Origin of the sequence: Paenibacillus sp. MAEPY2 (assembly GCF_000499205.1) — a bacterium.
GTDB lineage: Bacteria > Bacillota > Bacilli > Paenibacillales > Paenibacillaceae > Paenibacillus > Paenibacillus vandeheii.
In genome coordinates this window covers 339368-357636 of sequence record NZ_AWUK01000013.1, presented here as the reverse complement: position 1 = coordinate 357636, position 18269 = coordinate 339368, and the positions used below count along the sequence as shown (strand labels likewise).

General features: G+C 47.5%; 20 protein-coding genes. 19 read left to right on the top strand and 1 reads right to left on the bottom strand.

Annotated elements, in window-relative coordinates:
- Positions 1–156: 156 nt before the first annotated feature.
- From spoIVA to P364_RS0113645, 5 genes are all read left to right on the top strand, one after another.
- Entirely contained in the window at positions 157–1635 is a 1479-nt protein-coding gene (gene spoIVA / locus P364_RS0113665) for a stage IV sporulation protein A (protein WP_024630674.1), read from the top strand.
- 217 nt (positions 1636–1852) lie between these two features.
- On the top strand, positions 1853–2950 hold the full coding sequence (locus P364_RS0113660) for a sugar ABC transporter substrate-binding protein (RefSeq protein ID WP_024630673.1): 1098 nt from the start codon (positions 1853–1855) through the stop codon (positions 2948–2950).
- Positions 2951–3059: 109 nt separating this feature from the next.
- Positions 3060–4577 carry a sugar ABC transporter ATP-binding protein gene (locus tag P364_RS0113655; RefSeq protein ID WP_024630672.1) on the top strand — a complete coding sequence of 506 codons (1518 nt, stop codon included), beginning with the start codon at positions 3060–3062 and terminating at the stop codon, positions 4575–4577.
- Positions 4574–5560, top strand: a complete 987-nt coding sequence (locus tag P364_RS0113650) for an ABC transporter permease (RefSeq protein WP_024630671.1) — start codon at positions 4574–4576, stop codon at positions 5558–5560. The genes P364_RS0113655 and P364_RS0113650 overlap by 4 nt, the downstream gene beginning before the upstream one ends.
- Positions 5561–5779: 219 nt before the next feature.
- Positions 5780–6052, top strand: a complete 273-nt coding sequence (locus P364_RS0113645) for an HU family DNA-binding protein (protein WP_024630670.1) — start codon at positions 5780–5782, stop codon at positions 6050–6052.
- A 66-nt stretch (positions 6053–6118) separates the two neighbouring features.
- On the opposite strand, the gene P364_RS37560 is transcribed toward P364_RS0113645, so the two are convergent.
- Positions 6119–6280 (bottom strand): hypothetical protein, encoded by a 162-nt coding sequence (locus P364_RS37560; protein ID WP_161634208.1) that lies wholly within the window; start codon positions 6278–6280, stop codon positions 6119–6121.
- A gap of 147 nt (positions 6281–6427) precedes the next feature.
- Between P364_RS37560 and mtrB the strand changes: the two genes are divergently transcribed.
- From mtrB to trpE, 14 genes are all read left to right on the top strand, one after another.
- Positions 6428–6649, top strand: a complete 222-nt coding sequence (mtrB, locus tag P364_RS0113635) for a trp RNA-binding attenuation protein MtrB (protein ID WP_024630669.1) — start codon at positions 6428–6430, stop codon at positions 6647–6649.
- Between the two features lie 98 nt (positions 6650–6747).
- Positions 6748–7299, top strand: a complete 552-nt coding sequence (locus P364_RS0113630; protein WP_024630668.1) for a hypothetical protein — start codon at positions 6748–6750, stop codon at positions 7297–7299.
- Between the two features lie 101 nt (positions 7300–7400).
- The gene (locus P364_RS0113625; RefSeq protein WP_024630667.1) at positions 7401–8264 is read left to right on the top strand and encodes a heptaprenyl diphosphate synthase component 1; all 864 of its coding nucleotides are present in this window, start codon (positions 7401–7403) and stop codon (positions 8262–8264) included.
- Between the two features lie 15 nt (positions 8265–8279).
- Positions 8280–9008, top strand: coding sequence for a demethylmenaquinone methyltransferase (locus P364_RS0113620; RefSeq protein ID WP_024630666.1), 729 nt, complete (start codon positions 8280–8282; stop codon positions 9006–9008).
- A complete protein-coding gene (locus P364_RS0113615) occupies positions 9001–9867 on the top strand; it encodes a UbiA-like polyprenyltransferase (protein WP_024630665.1) in 867 nt (288 codons plus the stop codon). The genes P364_RS0113620 and P364_RS0113615 overlap by 8 nt, the downstream gene beginning before the upstream one ends.
- Positions 9868–9869: 2 nt before the next feature.
- On the top strand, positions 9870–10487 hold the full coding sequence (locus P364_RS0113610; protein WP_029880979.1) for a UbiX family flavin prenyltransferase: 618 nt from the start codon (positions 9870–9872) through the stop codon (positions 10485–10487).
- A gap of 335 nt (positions 10488–10822) precedes the next feature.
- Entirely contained in the window at positions 10823–11797 is a 975-nt protein-coding gene (locus tag P364_RS0113600; RefSeq protein ID WP_024630662.1) for a polyprenyl synthetase family protein, read from the top strand.
- 193 nt (positions 11798–11990) lie between these two features.
- The gene (gene ndk, locus P364_RS0113595) at positions 11991–12434 is read left to right on the top strand and encodes a nucleoside-diphosphate kinase (protein WP_024630661.1); all 444 of its coding nucleotides are present in this window, start codon (positions 11991–11993) and stop codon (positions 12432–12434) included.
- 24 nt (positions 12435–12458) lie between these two features.
- Complete coding sequence (locus P364_RS0113590; RefSeq protein WP_024630660.1) at positions 12459–13253, top strand: CheR family methyltransferase; 795 nt, start codon at positions 12459–12461, stop codon at positions 13251–13253.
- Positions 13254–13500: 247 nt separating this feature from the next.
- A complete protein-coding gene (aroC, locus tag P364_RS0113585; protein ID WP_024630659.1) occupies positions 13501–14670 on the top strand; it encodes a chorismate synthase in 1170 nt (389 codons plus the stop codon).
- Position 14671: 1 nt separating this feature from the next.
- Positions 14672–15766 (top strand): 3-dehydroquinate synthase, encoded by a 1095-nt coding sequence (aroB, locus tag P364_RS0113580; protein WP_024630658.1) that lies wholly within the window; start codon positions 14672–14674, stop codon positions 15764–15766.
- A gap of 4 nt (positions 15767–15770) precedes the next feature.
- The gene (aroH, locus tag P364_RS0113575) at positions 15771–16148 is read left to right on the top strand and encodes a chorismate mutase (protein ID WP_024630657.1); all 378 of its coding nucleotides are present in this window, start codon (positions 15771–15773) and stop codon (positions 16146–16148) included.
- A 49-nt stretch (positions 16149–16197) separates the two neighbouring features.
- A complete protein-coding gene (locus tag P364_RS38470; protein ID WP_256984761.1) occupies positions 16198–16329 on the top strand; it encodes a hypothetical protein in 132 nt (43 codons plus the stop codon).
- Positions 16330–16655: 326 nt separating this feature from the next.
- Positions 16656–18227, top strand: coding sequence for an anthranilate synthase component I (gene trpE / locus P364_RS0113570; protein ID WP_024630656.1), 1572 nt, complete (start codon positions 16656–16658; stop codon positions 18225–18227).
- Positions 18228–18269 lie beyond the last annotated feature (42 nt).

Genomic DNA, 18269 nt, shown 5'->3' with positions numbered 1-18269 from the left:
CCGGTTTCATCAGAATGCAACGTTCGGCGGCGGACGACTTCCGGGCACTCACAAAGGCGGCTCTACCGTTGCAGGGATTTCAGTCTTCTGATTGAAAAAACGAAGCGGATGCTCTTTAGCATTTTTCCTTCGGAGTAATTTAGGGAGGGGATTTCATTGGAGAAAGTGGACATTTTTAAGGACATTGCCGAGCGGACCGGAGGGGATATTTATCTCGGGGTTGTCGGCGCAGTCCGGACAGGTAAATCAACATTTATCAAACGTTTCATGGAAACGATTGTGCTGCCAAACATCACAAACGAGGCAGACCGTGCCAGGGCAGTAGATGAACTGCCCCAGAGCGCAGCTGGCAAAACCATCATGACTACAGAGCCAAAATTCGTACCGAATAACGCGGTTCAAATCAAGGTCGCAGAGGGACTTGATGTCAATGTGCGCCTTGTGGATTGTGTAGGTTACGCAGTGGAAGGTGCCAAGGGATACGAGGACGAGAATGGACCACGCATGATCTCCACGCCTTGGTTTGAAGAACCGATTCCGTTCCAGGAAGCTGCCGAAATTGGCACACGCAAGGTCATTCAGGAGCATTCAACACTGGGTGTCGTGGTCACAACAGATGGCACGATTGCGGAGATTGCCCGGAGCTCCTATGTGGAATCTGAGGAACGTGTCATTGCTGAACTGAAGGAAGTGGGAAAACCATTCGTGTTGGTGATCAACTCGACTCGCCCTCGCAGTGAAGAAGCGCTGCAATTGCGCAGCGAGCTTGCTGCCAAGTATGACATTCCGGTCATGACTCTCAGTGCAGCTACAATGACAGAAGACGATGTGACAGGTGTGCTTCGCGAAGTGCTGTATGAGTTCCCTGTACATGAAGTGAATGTGAATCTGCCGAGCTGGGTAATGGTCCTGAACGAAAATCACTGGCTGCGCAGCAACTACGAAAACTCCGTGCGCGATACCGTTAAGGATATTCGCAGGCTGCGTGATGTGGATCGGGTTGTTGCTCAGTTCATGGAATATGAATTCATCGACCGTGCCGGTCTGAGCGGCATGAACATGGGGCAGGGTGTGGCAGAAATTGATCTGTATGCACCGGATGAATTATACGATCAGATCCTCGTGGAAGTCGTTGGTATTGAAATTCGAGGCAAGGACCATCTGCTGCAGTTGATGCAGGAATTCTCCCATGCCAAGAGGGAGTACGATCGCTTCGCTGAAGCGCTGGAGATGGTCAAAACGACCGGCTACGGTATCGCAGCTCCATCCCTCGCCGAGATGGCACTGGATGAACCAGAGCTCATCCGGCAGGGTACGAAGTTCGGCGTCCGCCTGAAAGCAACCGCACCATCCATTCACATGATCCGGGTCGATGTGGAATCGGAGTTTGCACCGATTATCGGAACGGAGAAACAGAGTGAGGAACTGGTGAGGTACTTGATGCAGGACTTCGAGAACGATCCAATCAAGGTATGGGATTCAGATATGTTCGGTCGTTCGCTGCATTCCATCGTGAGAGAAGGCATTCAGGGTAAAATTGCGATGATGCCAGATAACGCACGATACAAGCTGCAAGAGACACTGGGACGTATCATTAACGAAGGTTCAGGTGGATTGATCGCCATTATTCTGTAAGGCCAAAAGACCGTAAAGGCCCCCCTTTACGGTCTTTTTCTTGTGTTATTTTCATGATTCTGGATGAACTGGATAAGATGATTTGGTTTCTAAAAAAACTTAGCGAGTTTTAGCTTTAAATTACTAAAACCCATTTACATACTAGGGATTAGCCGTTATATTAATATTCAACGATTGTGATCGAGATCACAGAGAGTGTGAACAGGGGGAGAAAGAGATGAGAAGGAAAGATACAAAATGGGTATGGTTGAGTGTGCTGCTTGTATTTACATTGGCGCTGTCCGCTTGCGGAATTAAAAAAGAGCCTGCTTCAACTACAGCTTCTGGCACGACAGAGGACAAGCCTCAAACTGAAGCAGTAACAGGTCCACTCAGTGGAAAACGCATTGCATTGATTATGGAATTTAACACAGGTACGTTCTCGCAGCAATATGTGCAAGGGGTTAAAGAAGAAATCGAAAAATTCGGTGGAGAACTGACTACGTTTGTCGCCGATAATGATAAAGCCAAAATGGTATCGTTGCTCGATAGCGCAATTAACCAGAAGTTCGATGCTATTCTGACGGATCACGGGGATTCCTTGCTGGAGCCTGGCGTGAAAAAAGCAGTAGAACAAAACATTCCGGTTGTTGTGTTCGATGCAGACATTAGTGTTCCGGGAGCAACAGTCTTGTCCCAAGATGATCAGAAGATGGCTGAGCTTACGCTGGAGCAAATGAAAAAAGATATTAATGGACAAGGCAACATCGTAAAAGTATGGGTTGCTGGCTTTGCGCCAATGGAACGTCGTCAGGTTGCTTATGGCAAGTTCTTGAAAGAGAACCCGGACATCAAGGAGATTGCAACGTTTGGTTCAGCACAGAATCCGGCGCTGGATACACAAGCCAAAATGGAAGCGATTCTGAAACAATATCCAAAAGGTGAAATTACAGCGGTATGGACTGCATGGGATGAGTTCGCCAAAGGTGCAGCGCGTGCTATTCAGCAAGCAGGACGTGACGAGATCAAGGTATACGGTATTGACATGAGTGATGAAGATTTGCAGATGATCCAGGATCCGAAAAACCCTTGGGTGGCTTCTGCCGCCGTTGATCCTACAGACATTGGGCGTGTTCAGGTTCGTTATGCGTACCAGAAGCTGAATGGGGATGAGACAGAGGATCAAGTGGTTCTTAATCCGGTGTATGTACAGCGTGATGCGCTGCCTGACAAACAAATCTCCACTTCAGAGCTGTCCGAGTACGTTGAGGGCTGGGGAGGAAGTACACAGGGAATCAAGGATTGGATGTCAGAATACGGAGTTACTGCTAAATAAAGCAGCGTAACGAGGCGCGCCGCAAGGCGCGTTTTTTCTAACCAAGATGAAAATAAAACGACTTGAGAATAGTGATACTCCCAGAGGGGAGCGATTGGAGGTTTGTGTCATGAGTACTGCACCGATTCTGCTTCAAATGGAACATGTCCACAAGCAGTTCGCAGGCATTCCGGCACTGAAAGATGTAGAGTTCTCCGTCAAAGGTGGGGAAATTCATGCGCTGCTTGGTGCGAATGGTGCCGGTAAGAGCACTTTGATGAAAATTCTTTCAGGTGCCTATCAATTGGATCAGGGCACCATCCGGTTAAGTGGGCAAACTCTTCATCTGAATTCACCAGGAGATGCCAAAGCGAGTGGTATTCACTGTGTGTACCAGGAGGTGGATGCTGCACTGGTACCCCAATTGACAGCTGCCGAGAATATTATGCTGGATCAATTGGCATCCCCTGCCGGAGGTTGGTGGAAAAGTCCGCGGAAACTGCAACAGCGTGCAGCTGAAGCTCTGCAGCAGTTGGGAGCGAGCATATCCGTGCACAAAAAAGTAGCTGACCTGACCCTCGCGGAGAAGCAGATGATACTACTTGCACGTATTCTGATTCAGGATGCCAAGGTCATTATTTTTGACGAACCGACTGCGCCGCTGAGCCAGGAAGAAACGGATGCTTTTTTCCGAATCGTACATTTGTTGAAAGAACGCGGAGTGGCATGTATTTTCATTACTCACCGTCTTCCGGAAGTTACAAGTCACTGTGATCGCGTTACCGTTATGAGAGATGGACAACATGTGTTTACGGGTGAGGCACAGGAGCTTACGATCAATGATCTGGTGACGCAGATGCTCGGAAAAGCGTTTGAGGAAGAGTTCCCCAAGACAGAAGCACCGCTCGGTGAAGTGCTGCTGGAAGCACGGGGACTTCAGCGGGGAGTCCGGGTCAAGGGTGTGGATCTGTCTGTTCGTCGTGGCGAAGTGCTTGCTGTGGTAGGGCTTGTAGGTGCGGGGAAAACGGAATGCTCCCGCTTGTTGATTGGTGCAGATCGGCTAGAGAGTGGAGAGATTCGACTTAACCATCGTGAACTTCACCTTTCCCAACCTGCTGACGCCGCGGCTCTGGGCATTGTCTCAGTGCCTGAGGAACGACGGAAACAGGGGATTCTGATTGAGGAAAACGTTGAACGGAATTTGAGCCTTCCCTTGCTTGGACGTCTCAGCAAATTAGGCTTTGTAAGCCGAAAGCGCGAGCGTGAGAATGCGGAATCTTTGGTACAGCAGCTCGGTATTAAAACATCGTCAGTGCGGCAGGAAGTGAAGTATTTAAGCGGCGGCAACCAGCAAAAGGTGGCCATCGGTAAATGGTTGAATGCGGACGCAGACGTCTTTATCTTTGATGAGCCGACAAAAGGTGTCGATATCGGCGCCAAAAGTGACATTTTTCGCATCATTAACGAACTGGCTTTGGCTGGCAAAGCCGTGATCTATTTTACATGTGAATTGGATGAAGGATTGGGTATCGGTGACCGGATCGCAGTTATGTGTGAAGGGACCATCGTAAAAGAATTTAAACGAGGCGAGACTAACCAAGAACAGCTGCTATACTACGCAAGCGGTGGACAAGAGGTGGAAGCATGAAGGATAAATCATTAGATTTTGCGTTCCGTTATGGTGCGATTATCGTTATTATTGGTGTTATTGCATTTTTCGGTATTAAATTGCCTTATTTCTTTACGTACAGTAACTTGACTGATATTTTGGGTTCTATCTCCATTGTGACATTTGTGGCTATCGGTGTTACCTTATCTCTCATTGTAGATGGATTTGACCTCTCGGTGGGGGCAACTGTCTCGCTAACCACTGTCGTTACTGCTTCGTTAATGATTTGGTACCAGCAGCCGCTGGCCGTTGTCATTATTGTCCCTCTAATCATTGGGGCTGTAATTGGTTGGCTTAATGCTTTGCTGATCGTGAAACTCCGTATCCCGGATCTGCTGGCTACACTTGCCACGATGTACATCATTGGTGGAATTCACAAAACGTATGCTCAAGGCTACACGATCTATAACCATATGCAATTCCCTGACGGAAGCAAGGCAGCCGGAGAGATGGACCCCACATTCCTGCAGCTTGGGCAGGGAAAATGGCTGGGAATGCCGATTTCGGTTATTCTGCTGCTCATTGCGGTGATCGGTGTGCATATCTTTTTGACCTATACGAAGTATGGGCGCCAGATGTACGTTACTGGAGGTAATGAGGAAGCTGCACGTCTATCCGGCATCAAGGTAAAAAAGGTGCGTACACTCGCCTATGTAGCTGCTGGAGTGTTTGCTGCAATCGGTGGTATTATCTATGCCTCCAAAGTAGGCTCAGGACAAATTGATGCAGGTTCTCCGTTGTTAATGGAATCCGTAGCTGCTGTGTTTGTCGGTTTCTCTGTATTTGGTGCAGGCAAGCCGAACGTCATTGGAACATTCATTGGCTCCGTTCTAATTGGTGTACTGGTGAACGGTTTAACGATGATGAATGTTCAATATTTCACGCATGATATTGTAAAAGGTGGGGTGCTCGTGCTTGCCCTGGCGGTTACATTTTACGTGTTAAACCGCAACCGCACTTGAAATTGTGTGCTGTCTGTATTAGTATAAAATTTGTTCGGCGTCTGGAACACCCTTGGTTTCAGGCGACATTCTGCCGAAAATGACTGTTGACCGCAGGCCGAGATTTGTGTTCATCACGCTCAAGATGTACGTAGATTTTTTGTGTATGAACGTATATTTCGCTATAAAACGGAAACACAGTATAACATTCAGGACATTGATTCAGGAGGTGAAAAACAAATGAACAAATCAGACTTGATTACACACGTGTCCGAAGCGACTGAATTGTCCAAAAAGGATGTAACGAAAGCGGTTGATGCCGTATTCGAAGCAATCTCTGAGGCTCTTCAAAGCGGAGACAAAGTACAATTGGTTGGTTTTGGGAACTTCGAAGTTCGCGAGCGCTCTGCACGTAAAGGACGCAACCCGCAAACAGGTGAAGAAATCGAAATTCCTGCGAGCAAAATTCCTGCATTCAAACCAGGTAAAGCGCTCAAAGACGGAATTAAATAAGATTTCTACATATTCCATATGTCGACAAAAAGACCGTGACTTGTTCACGGCCTTTTCTTTTGTCTTTTAATCATCTTTCTTCCTGCTGTCCAAAGGCTCTGGCTCATCCGGCTGCTGTGCATAGGCAATCAGAATGAGTTCTTCTCCGGCAGCTGAAGACAGATGCTGTTCAATTTCCTTTAACTGGTGAATATGCTCGTCTGTCAGGTCTGCGGGGGTGTACTTCAACGTGACTCTCCTTTCTGTAGCTGGATAACTTGTAGTATGACCCGGCGGTAACAGATTATTGCGCTCTATTCATATAAGGGCTGGTTGACAAATGAAACAATCTTTATCATCATTAACGCTATTGAACAAGGAGAGGGGATGTGCGTGATGGATCATCCAACCGGCAGTGATTATATCGTCATTAAGGCGGAAGAAAATGGTGTCCAGGTCATTGGCTTAACCCGAGGTCAGGATACCCGTTTCCACCATACGGAGAAGCTGGATAAGGGAGAAGTCATGTTTGCCCAATTTACCAATCATACTTCCGCCATTAAAATCCGTGGAAAAGCCACGCTGATCACCAAGCATGGACAGATTCAGTCGGAATAATGAAAATTGCAGGCATAGCCTGCTTTTTTTCATTGTACAATGAGGTATGAGCCTTTACCGGACAGACTACACTAACAGGTAAGGGCAGGGAGGCATTTATGAAACCGCGGATGATCGTGACTGCTTCACTGCTGGCAACGGTTGCGGCGGTCCTTCTGCTTGTTGCCATACAAACCTTACATATGCGTACCTTGGGCGGTGAAAACGTACAACCCGTTTCTGCCGCGAGGCATCCATTCCAGCTAACGGAAGACAATCTGGTGGACGTGCTGAGTACCTTAAAACTTTCCACACCGATTGCCAGAGTGGAATGGAAACGATCCATTTTGACGCTTGACCTAAAGGTTACCGGAACCGACACAAGTTACACCGAAATCTATGGTAATATGGCTGCTGTGGCTGATCTTGGCTTTCGAAGCCTGGATAACGTGGACCAGGTGATGCTGCGTGTAATGGCTGAGGATGAATGGCTTCATAAAAGGCATTTGCTGCTCGCTGCCGATATTCGGCGTGGGGAGTGGCCGATGTATGCGATCGAAACGCTTCGAGACTGGAAAAGCCCGATCCTCTCCGATGAATTGAAGGACTGGTTTCACATGATGGAGACCGAACTTTGGAAGAAGCAATTCGAAATGTCAAGTCAGGGGTAATAGAATAGCAGGATTCAGTGCGTGCCCGATAAACATATGCTATAATATATAAGATTGTAGTGCAGAAAAGGTTTAACAATGCAAATGCTCGGAGGCTGAGAATGAATTCATATCGCGTACCCCAACTAGCAAAGAAATATACGGATTACGACATGATTCGACAACATACGGAAATCCCATCATTTCCGGATAGCCGGGCTCGTCTGCTGCAGGTATTTGTGGGCCGCACAGACGAAAAGGTGCATGATGAGCTATACGCTCTCGCAACCTCGCTCGTTCAGTTGGCCATGGATACGCATGATCGAATCGATACGATCTCTGGAGAGCGTAGAGAACTGGAGATGCGTTCACGCCAGCTGAACGTGCTTGCCGGAGATTATTTCAGTAGCCGTTTCTATCAGTTGCTTGCCCATGCAGGCAAAATTGAAATGATCGGCAAACTTAGTGGTGCTGTATCCGAAGTGAATGCACGCAAAATGACGCTGTATGAACGGATGAAAAAGCTTCTCGTTTCGGCTGAAGAATACTTGCGTGAAACAATACAGCTGAAGATGCAGCTGTTTCTTTCTTTTACAGGCATGATCCGCGATAACGAAGCGTCGTTATGGAACAATCTGCTGGCCGAATTCAGCTGCTGCGAAGCAATCATGGAAGAGCTGCGGCGGATGAATGACGAACAGAACTTTTATCACAGTTATGCCTTCTGGCATATATACGAGTACGGCAATGATGACGAGCGGAATTTGCTGCGCCAGCCCGAGCCGGATGCAAGAGCATGGAGCGGCATGGTGCTGAAGTATCGGATTGGCGATTTGTTGCTGGACAAGCTTCGTGAATGTACACGCTGTATACAACTGTTGCTGCAAGACGAGGAAGATCAACTGGGCCTGGATGAGTTCGATGCAATCCTGGAGCCTTACCTGACGTATTTGCAGCCTTCACATGCGGCAGTTAGGGAAGATTGAGGGGGAGACAGACGAATGGGGAGCGGAGAGACCAAACCGAAAGAAGAATTTGTCCATTCGGTTTTTCAGAGTATAGCCGGGAAATATGATGTCATGAATGACATTCTGAGTTTCCGCAGGCACAAAGCTTGGCGTAAATTCACCATGAAGAAGATGAATATGTCTAAAGGCGATACCGGGCTCGATTTGTGCTGCGGCACTTGTGACTGGACGCTCGCGATGGCAGAAGCAAGTGAAACGGGTCACATGCACGGACTCGATTTCAGCAGCAATATGCTGGAGGTTGGACAAACCAAGGTTAACGCTGTAAATAGACAAAAACAAATCACGCTGGTACAGGGCAATGCGATGTCACTTCCTTTTGAAGACAATTCATTTGATTATGTCACCATTGGATTTGGACTGCGTAATGTGCCGGATCTAAGACAGGTTCTGTCGGAGATGAAGCGTGTAGTGAAACCGGGCGGCATGGTGGTGTGTCTGGAATTGTCCAAACCAACATGGCAACCGTTTAAAGGCATTTATTATTTTTATTTTGAACAAGTGTTACCGAACCTTGCCAAATTGTTTGCCAAACGTTACGAGCAGTATAAATGGCTGCCTGACTCACTGGCACTTTTTCCAGGAAGGAAGGAACTGGCCGACATTTTCGCAGAAACCGGATTGCAGCAAGTGCAGGCCTATCCTCTAACCGGAGGCATCGCGGCACTGCATATTGGAACCAAGGAGAATCAGCATGTTTAGGAAAATTCGCATCTTTTTAGAAATGATCAAGATTGAACATACGCTTTTTGCTTTACCTTTTGCATTTATGGGAGCCATCCTCGGTTCCATGGTAGTAAATGATACATTCCCGACCTGGATGCAGATTGTATGGGTACTACTGGCCATGATTGGTGCACGGAGCGCAGCTTTTGGGTTGAACCGTATGATTGACCAGGCGATAGACAAGAAAAATCCTCGTACCGCGATGAGAGCAATTCCTGCTGGTTTGTTGAAAAACGGTGAGGTTGTTATCTTTATCGTATTGTCATTTGTACTCTTGTTCTGGGCCTCATCCAACCTTAATGTGTTATCCATGCAGCTGTTGCCAATAGCTGTATTTATGCTGGTATTATATTCATATACCAAACGTTTCACTTGGCTATGCCACATCGTTCTTGGGATGACTATCGGTCTGGCTCCGCTGGGCGGTTGGGTAGCTGTAACGGGTACGATGGATTGGACAGCAGTTGTGCTGTACGTTACGATTGTGTTCTGGACTGCAGGCTTCGATATCATCTATGCATGTCAGGATCTGGAGTTCGATCAGGGAGAGGGCCTTCATTCTATACCTTCTCGTTTCGGTCTTAACAAATCATTGCAGATTGCCAAGGTTTTTCATGTGATTACGGCGGTTGGCTTTCTAGCATTGTTATTGATGACAGATCTGAGCTGGTGGTATGGTGCAGGGATGCTGATTACTTATGGTATTCTTTTCTATGAGCACTATATCGTATCACCAAATGACATGAGCCGAGTACAAACTGCGTTCTTCACGATGAACAGTGTGCTGAGCCTAGTTGTATTTACGTTTACTTTAATTGATCTGGCGGTGAAATAAACATGCAGCAACCGGACAATAAACGACTTGTTGTCGGAATTACCGGGGCCAGTGGAAGTATATATGGCATCAGATTAATAGAAACGCTGCTTGACCTGGAATACACCGTGCATTTGGTGATATCCAATGCTGGCTGGCGTGTATTGAAAGAAGAAATGGACTGGGATGTTACGAACCGGGACCGTGTGCTGGAAGAAAAATTCGGCGGTCGTGCGGGTTCCCTGATCTATCATCCCGTTAGTGATATTGGTGCCTCCATCGCAAGTGGTTCTTTCCTGGCCGAAGGCATGATTATCATGCCATGCTCCATGGGTACTCTTTCATCCATCGCACAAGGGGCGTCGGACAATCTGATGTCCCGGGCTGCCGATGTCATGATGAAAGAGGGAAGAACACTGATTCTGGTGCCGCGCGAGACGCCGCTGCATGCGATCCATCTGGAGAATATGCTGAAGCTTTCCAGGCTCGGTGTCCGAATGATACCGGCCATGCCCGCTTTTTATTACAAACCCCAGACGATGGACGAGTTGATTCTATTCCTGGTGGGTAAAGTGCTCGATAGCCTGCGCATCCCACATCAACTGTTTACAAGGTGGGGAGAACCGGATGAACGGGGATAGGTGGAGTTCCTTACACATTGATCTGCTGATGAAGTGTAGGGTTTTCTTGACCATCCCTGAATCCCGGGGTATTGGTGAGCGCTGATGGTGATGTTTGGATGTGACCACAGCCTTGACCCATGCTCCGGCAGCTTCTGTAATTATGTTTCAGAACAAGTCGCAGAGTTTAATTCCCGGATGTCGGCCTTGACATTCGAAGAAGAGCAGCACGTCTTAGTAGAATACAAGCAGGAAAGGCAAGCCCTGGTTTTTCGTTATGCCTGCAGGCCCGACTTGCTGGAGGGGAAGGTAAGCATGGATTTATGGACTGACAATACGCTGACACGGGTGAACGAATGAAACTATTGGATATTTTCGGGTTGTTAAAAAAAGACATGGACTACATTGAAAAAGAGCTCTATCGCAGTGTTCAGGGAGAACAGAAGCTGCTGAGCGAAACGTCACTTCACCTGCTCAAGGCAGGAGGTAAGCGATTGCGGCCGGTATTTGTGTTACTCGGTGGGAAATTCGGTACATACGACATTGAACGTCTGAAGCTTGTAGCGGTTCCGTTGGAACTGATTCATTCGGCTTCTCTGGTTCACGATGATGTTATTGACAATGCCGCGACACGGCGAGGTAAACCAACCGTGAAGTCCAAATGGGATAATCGGATTGCCATGTACACCGGAGATTATATTTACGGCAAGGCACTTGAAATGACTGCAGGTCTGTCCGATCCGGCGATACACCGTATTCTGGCCAAAGCGATGGTGCAGATGTCCATCGGAGAGATGGAACAAATTCGTGACTTTTTCAATACAGGACAAAGTGTACGTAACTATCTTTTGCGAATTCGTCGCAAAACGGCACTTCTAATTGCAGTGAGTTGCCAGTTGGGGGCTTTGGCTACGCGTGCACCGGAACATGAATCTTCGTTGCTGTACACCTACGGTTACAATGTGGGTATGGCGTTCCAGATTCAGGACGATGTACTTGATCTGGTTGGTACCGAGAAACAACTGGGCAAGCCTCCAGGCAGTGATATGAAGCAGGGGAATATTACGCTGCCTGTCCTGTATGCATTGCAGGAGACCAATTTGCGTGAACCTTTGTTGGAGGAGATAACCCGCATCCAACACGAGGAGGGACGGGCGAGTGCATCGGATGCCATAGGAATGATTCGCCAAAGTCAAGGAATTGCTAAAGCAGAAGCCCTGGCTGACCGATATATGAAGAAAGCGCTCGATGCTCTGGATCAACTGCCTAACATCAAGACCACCAAAAACCTGCGGGATATCGCTCATTTTGTGGTCAAACGTACGCATTAATATGTTTGATCACACTCTAATATGAACGGGGCATCTTTTATGAATGAAGAAGGTCCTTGTGTATATGTTCTCACTAAAAAATTAACGTTCGTGTGATATTCCTCATTGGGAGGATTTGGACATGTATGTTACAATCAAAGAGATTACGTTTACATAATGAAATAACTTTGAACCGTGAGTGAGGAGTGAGCCGATGGATCGTACATTTTTGATGGTGAAGCCGGATGGTGTGCAGCGTGGTTTGATAGGGCGTATCGTTAGCCGTCTGGAAGACAAAGGGTTTAAGTTGGTGGCAGGCAAGCTGGTGCAGATGTCTGAAGATCAGGCCAAACGCCATTATGCTGAACATGAGGGGAAACCGTTCTTCGATGATTTGGTTCGTTTTATCACATCTGGACCTGTATTTGCTATGGTGTGGGAAGGCGACGACATCGTGGCGCTTGCGCGCATCGTCATCGGGAAAACCAATGTGAAGGAAGCGGCTCCGGGTACGATTCGCGGAGATTTCGCCAGCCACACACCGCATAATCTGATTCATGGGGCAGATTCACCGGAAAGTGCCTCTCGTGAAGCAGCAAACTTCTTTGCTCCGGATGAGCTGGTAACGTACGACAAGAGCATCGCAGCCTGGTTGTAATTTTTTAGCCAGAAGGGTGATACGATGCTGGAGCAGGAACAAATACTAGACCCGGATTATTCCGGATTTATTCGGAAAATTAAAGAGAGCACAGGCATTGATCTTGCTCAATACAAGGAAGGCCAGATGAAAAGAAGGCTGACCACACTTCGTAACAAAAACGGATTTCATACGTTTTCTAACTTTTTTGATGCCATGCAGAAGGACAAGTCCCTGTTCTTTGAGTTTCTGGATCGGATGACCATTAACGTCTCGGAATTTTGGCGTAACCCGAATCGCTGGGAGGTGCTGCGTGATGAAATCCTGCCCGAGTTGCTGGGTTCGAAACGCGGCGTTAAAGTGTGGAGTGCCGCTTGTTCCACAGGCGAAGAACCATACACTTTGGCGATGATCCTGGATACGATGGGCATTCTCAAGGGCAGCTCCATTACGGCAAGTGACCTGGATGAAGGTGCTCTCGCCAAAGCCAAGGAAGGGCGTTATATGGAACGCTCGCTCAAAGATGTACCGAAGGATACGGCTAACCGTTACTTCAAGCAGGATGGCTTGGTGTATCGTATTGATGAACAATTGAAAAGCTCGGTCAAATTCATGAAGCAAAATCTGTTGTTGGATCGGTTTGACGAGGGGTATGATCTGATTGTGTGCCGAAATGTCATGATCTATTTTACCGAGGAAGCCAAAAACCTGTTGTATCATAAGTTTGCAACCAGTTTGCGTCCTGGTGGTATTTTGTTCGTAGGCAGTACGGAACAGATTTTTTCCCCGGGACAATATGGTCTAGAGACAGCGGAAACATTCTTTTATCGCAAAAAATAATTTCAGTTCATTCCATAACCGTCTGGTGCGCACATGTATATGTGTCCAGGCGGTTATTTTCATAATGGATGAATGGATATTTCTCTGACACGTCGGAATCTCAATCAATCCCCAATCGAGTCCAATCCATTTTAGGACAACAAACGACCGGCTTTCTTGTCAAAGCCGGTCAGCTATACTATAATAAGCAAAGAAATTATGGGATTTTAGCAATGTGAAGTTTAACAGTTTAAAGGGGGAACGTATTATGAGTTTACGCTATTTAACCGCAGGGGAGACGCACGGACCCCAATTAACCGCAATTATTGAAGGCTTACCAAGCAATCTGAATATTGACTTTGAAGAGCTGAATTTTCAGCTTCACCGCCGCCAGAAGGGCTATGGCCGTGGACGTCGCATGCAAATTGAGAAGGATCAAGCCAATTTCGTTGGTGGTATCCGTCACGGATATACAACGGGTGCTCCCGTAGCACTGGTTGTGCAAAATAATGACTGGAAACACTGGCAGAATATTATGAATATTGAGCCGATTGAAGGCAGTGACGAAGAGAAACGCCGCGTTCATCGTCCGCGTCCAGGACATGCCGATCTGAATGGCGGACTCAAATATAACCTGAAAGATTTGCGTAATGTACTTGAACGTTCCAGTGCCCGTGAGACTACGGTGCGTGTAGCTTGTGGTGCTATTGCACGTCAATTCCTGGCTGAATTCGGAATCAAAGTCGCTGGACGTGTGTTGCGTATCGGGGAAATTGAAGCTCCTTATCAAGATCTGCCGATCGATGAACTGATCGAAGTGACAGAAGCCTCCTCCGTACGTGTGACCGATGCAGAAACCGAGAAGAAGATGGAAGCCTACATCGACCAAATCAAGCAGGAAGGCGACTCCATCGGTGGAATCGTGGAATGCATTGTTGAAGGTGTGCCTGTGGGTCTTGGTAGCCACGTACAGTATGACCGCAAACTGGATGCACGAATCGCACAGGGTGTAATGTCCATTAACGCATTCAAGGGTGTGGAAATTGGTATCGGCTTCGAAGCCGGAACGATTCGTGGTTCTCAGGTGCATGATGAGATCGTTCATAGTGAAGAGAATGGTTACCACCGGGCTACCAACCGTCTGGGCGGATTCGAGGGTGGAATGACGAACGGCATGCCAGTCGTAGTGCGTGGGGTTATGAAACCTATTCCTACGTTGTACAAACCGCTTCAAAGTGTGGATATCGATACCAAAGAAGCATTTACAGCTCAGGTTGAGCGTTCTGATGCATGTGCTGTTCCGGCAGCTAGTGTCGTTATGGAGCATGTAGTAGCCTGGGAAATTGCAAAAGCTTTCCTTGAGAAATTTGGCGGAGACTCCATGGAGGAAATCCGCGCGAACTTTGCCAACTACAATAATCAACTGGAGAATTACTAAGATGCGCCAGCTGACAGTGCAGTTGGAGGAGCGCTCTTATCCAATTCTGATTGGCAGCGGCCTGTTGGCTCAAGCGCCTCAATATTTTGAGCAATATGGCTTAACCAAAAAAAGCCCGCTACTCATTATTACTGATGAGCATGTAGCCCCCAAATACTTGTCCGATCTGGAACAAACGCTGCGTACGGCTGGTTTTACAGTCGTCTCCGCAGTTGTTCCATCTGGTGAAACATCGAAATCCCTTTCGGTATATCAGGACATGATGACTATCGCCATTGAAGGCAAACTGGATCGCAGCTCGGCTATTGTTGCTCTAGGCGGCGGTGTAGTGGGGGATCTGGCTGGCTTTGTCGCAGCTACATATATGCGTGGAATCAAGTTTGTACAAGTGCCTACGACGATCCTCGCGCATGACAGCAGTGTTGGCGGCAAGGTGGCTGTCAATCATCCTCTGGCTAAAAATATGATCGGCGCATTCCATCAGCCAGAGCTGGTGCTCTATGATGTGGATACGCTCCAATCTTTGCCGCCCCGCGATGTCTCGGCTGGTTTGTCAGAGATGCTGAAGCATGGACTGATTCGGGACGGAGCTTTTGCATATTGGTGTGAGGAGCATGCGGAGGATCTGCTTGCTCTTGATCCTGAAGCTCTGGAATATGGTTTAGAACGAGGATGTAGCATCAAGGCAGAGATTGTATCTCGAGACGAACGTGAGAATGGTGAACGTGCATTGTTAAACCTGGGTCATACCATTGGTCATGCTATTGAAGCGATTGCCGGTTACGGCGAATTTCTGCATGGTGAAGCCATCTCGATTGGTATGGCGGGCTCCGCTTTGCTTGGCGAGAAGCTGGGAGCCCCAGCAGGACTCTATGAGGATACGGTTCGTATGCTGCGTTCATTGCGTCTGCCGGTGACGATGCCTGAACATTTGGATACGGATGCATTAATGGATGCGATGATGCACGACAAAAAGTTTCGTGAGGGTCATATGGTCTTCATTATTCCTGACCGGATCGGCGCTGCCAGAATTGTGAAGGATGTACCGGTAACGGCAGTGCGTGACGTCATTGAATTACTTAAGAAGGGAGATTAAAAGCATGGTTACTCGGGGAATTCGCGGGGCCACAACGGTCACGCATAACAACGAAGAGCATATTTTGAAAGAAACGGCTGTACTATTGCAGGAAATCGTGGATCGTAACGAGATCACACCCGAAGATATTTGCAGTGTGTGGATTACGATGACTGGAGATCTGGATGCAGCTTTCCCAGCAAAGGCCATTCGACAGTTGGATGGCTGGGAGCTTGTTCCCTTGATGTGTGCGCTGGAAGTTCCAGTTGAAGGTGCCTTGCCACAGTGCATTCGTTTTATGGTACACGTTAATACAGCAAAAGGTCAGAATGAAATCAACCATGTGTATCTTAACGGTGCACAGTCTCTACGGCCTGATTTGGCGGCACCTTCCAATTCGTAAGATTAGAGTGGTTGTCAAACCATTCGGAATGTTGTATAGTGAGAACCAGTTGAGTAGAGAAGAGATTGAGCTGAGAGCAGCTGAGCTGAGTGGAGTATATAGCAGAGTCCAGCGGGTGGTAACCGGAGCAACAGAAGCCGGTCAACTGATTCGCGGTACGTCGTGCTACGGGATTATTTGATACAGGATGAAGGAAAGCAAGCGTGTCTAGCGACATCGTTTTGTTTTGGTATAACACGACCGATATCCTCATGGTTTTATGAAAGAATGAATGCCATGGATGAGATTCGTGTATGCCGATACATTTCCTTTGTATTTGATGGAAGTATGATGCATCTATACAACAACCTGTGTGATAATTCGGTAAGGATGAATGTATAGGGACTTGTTATTTATGAAGCAACAACTTGTTGAAACAGCTTATAACCAAACCTCTACCTGATGGTAGAGGTTTTTTTGTTGTATATATTACTTTTTCTTCTACCTAATCTGAAAGGACGTGATCTAATGATAACGCCAAACGTTAATCAAGTACTGAAAATGTCGAATGAATATAATCTGATTCCGGTAGTCAAACGGATTCTGGCAGACATGGAGACCCCGATTCGGATTTTTCGCCGTTATGCTGACAACGACCGGGCATTTCTGCTGGAAAGTGTGGAGGGTGGTATTCAATGGGCGAGATATTCCTTCATTGGTACAGATCCGTTCCTGATGATCTCGGCCAAAAAAGGCCGGATTGTGGTAGAAGAAGCGGGACAGATTCGAGAGCTTCCAGGCAAACCGATTGAAGAACTCAAAGCGCTGCTGCGTAAGTATCGCAGTCCGAAGGATGATGAACTGCCGCCATTTACAGGTGGGGCGATTGGTTTCTTTGGATACGATCTGCTGCAATATTATGAAAAGCTCCCGGCCCACGTGCTGGATGATCTGAAAATGGATGATATTCGCTTCATGTTCTGTGACCAGATTATCGTGTTTGACCATGTGAAGCAGCAGATGCTGCTCGTGGGAAATGTGCACGTGAAAGACGGTGCAACGGATGATGATATCCGCCAAGCGTATGCTTTAACTTCTGAGAAGCTGGAACAAGCCGCTGAACGCTTGCAGCAGCAAGGACCTGGGGAGAACCTGAACCCGCGTTCCATTCCAGGAGACGTGGAGCTGGGGGATATTCGATCCAATCTGACGAAGGAACAGTTTATTGGGAATGTAGAGCAGGCCAAAGAGTACATTCGGGCAGGAGATATTTTTCAAGTGGTATTATCCCAGCGTTTCCATATTGATACCGAAGTTTCTCCGCTGCACGTATATCGCGTGCTTCGGACGTTGAATCCATCTCCCTACATGTATTATCTGAAAATGGACGATGAGATTATTGTTGGGACATCACCGGAAGCGTTGGTAAAAGTGGATGGAAACCGCGTAGAGACACGACCAATTGCGGGGACTCGCCCAAGAGGAGCTACGGAAGCAGAAGATCGTGCCTTGGCCGCAGATCTATTGCAGGATGAGAAGGAACGTGCAGAACATCTGATGCTTGTCGATTTGGGACGTAATGATCTGGGACGTGTATCTACCTTCGGAAGTGTGAAATGTGACATGTTCATGGAAATTGAACGATATTCTCACGTCATGCACATGGTGTCTAACGTTACAGGTGAGCTTAGAGATGACAAGGATTTCTTTGATGCATTTCTTTCATGCTTGCCAGCGGGGACGGTATCCGGTGCGCCGAAGCTGCGTGCGATGGAGATCATCGCAGAACTGGAAAAAGAAGCACGGGGTGCTTACGCAGGTGCTATCGGTTATCTTGGTTTCTCGGGAAACATGGACTCTTGTATTACGATCCGAACGATTATTTTCAAAAAAGGAAAGGCGTATGTGCAGGCCGGAGCCGGAATCGTATGGGATTCGGTGCCTGAGAATGAATATGAAGAAACCGTAAATAAAGCCAAAGCGTTGCTGAAGGCGATTCGTACGGCAGAAGCGATGTTTCCTGCCAAAGAGAAGGATCACACTTTGAAACTTGCCAACGCCGATTATTTTGTTACCCCAGCCACGGCTGCACAAAACTGAGAGAGGAGAGACCGGAAATGAATATGAACCCAGTCATGAATG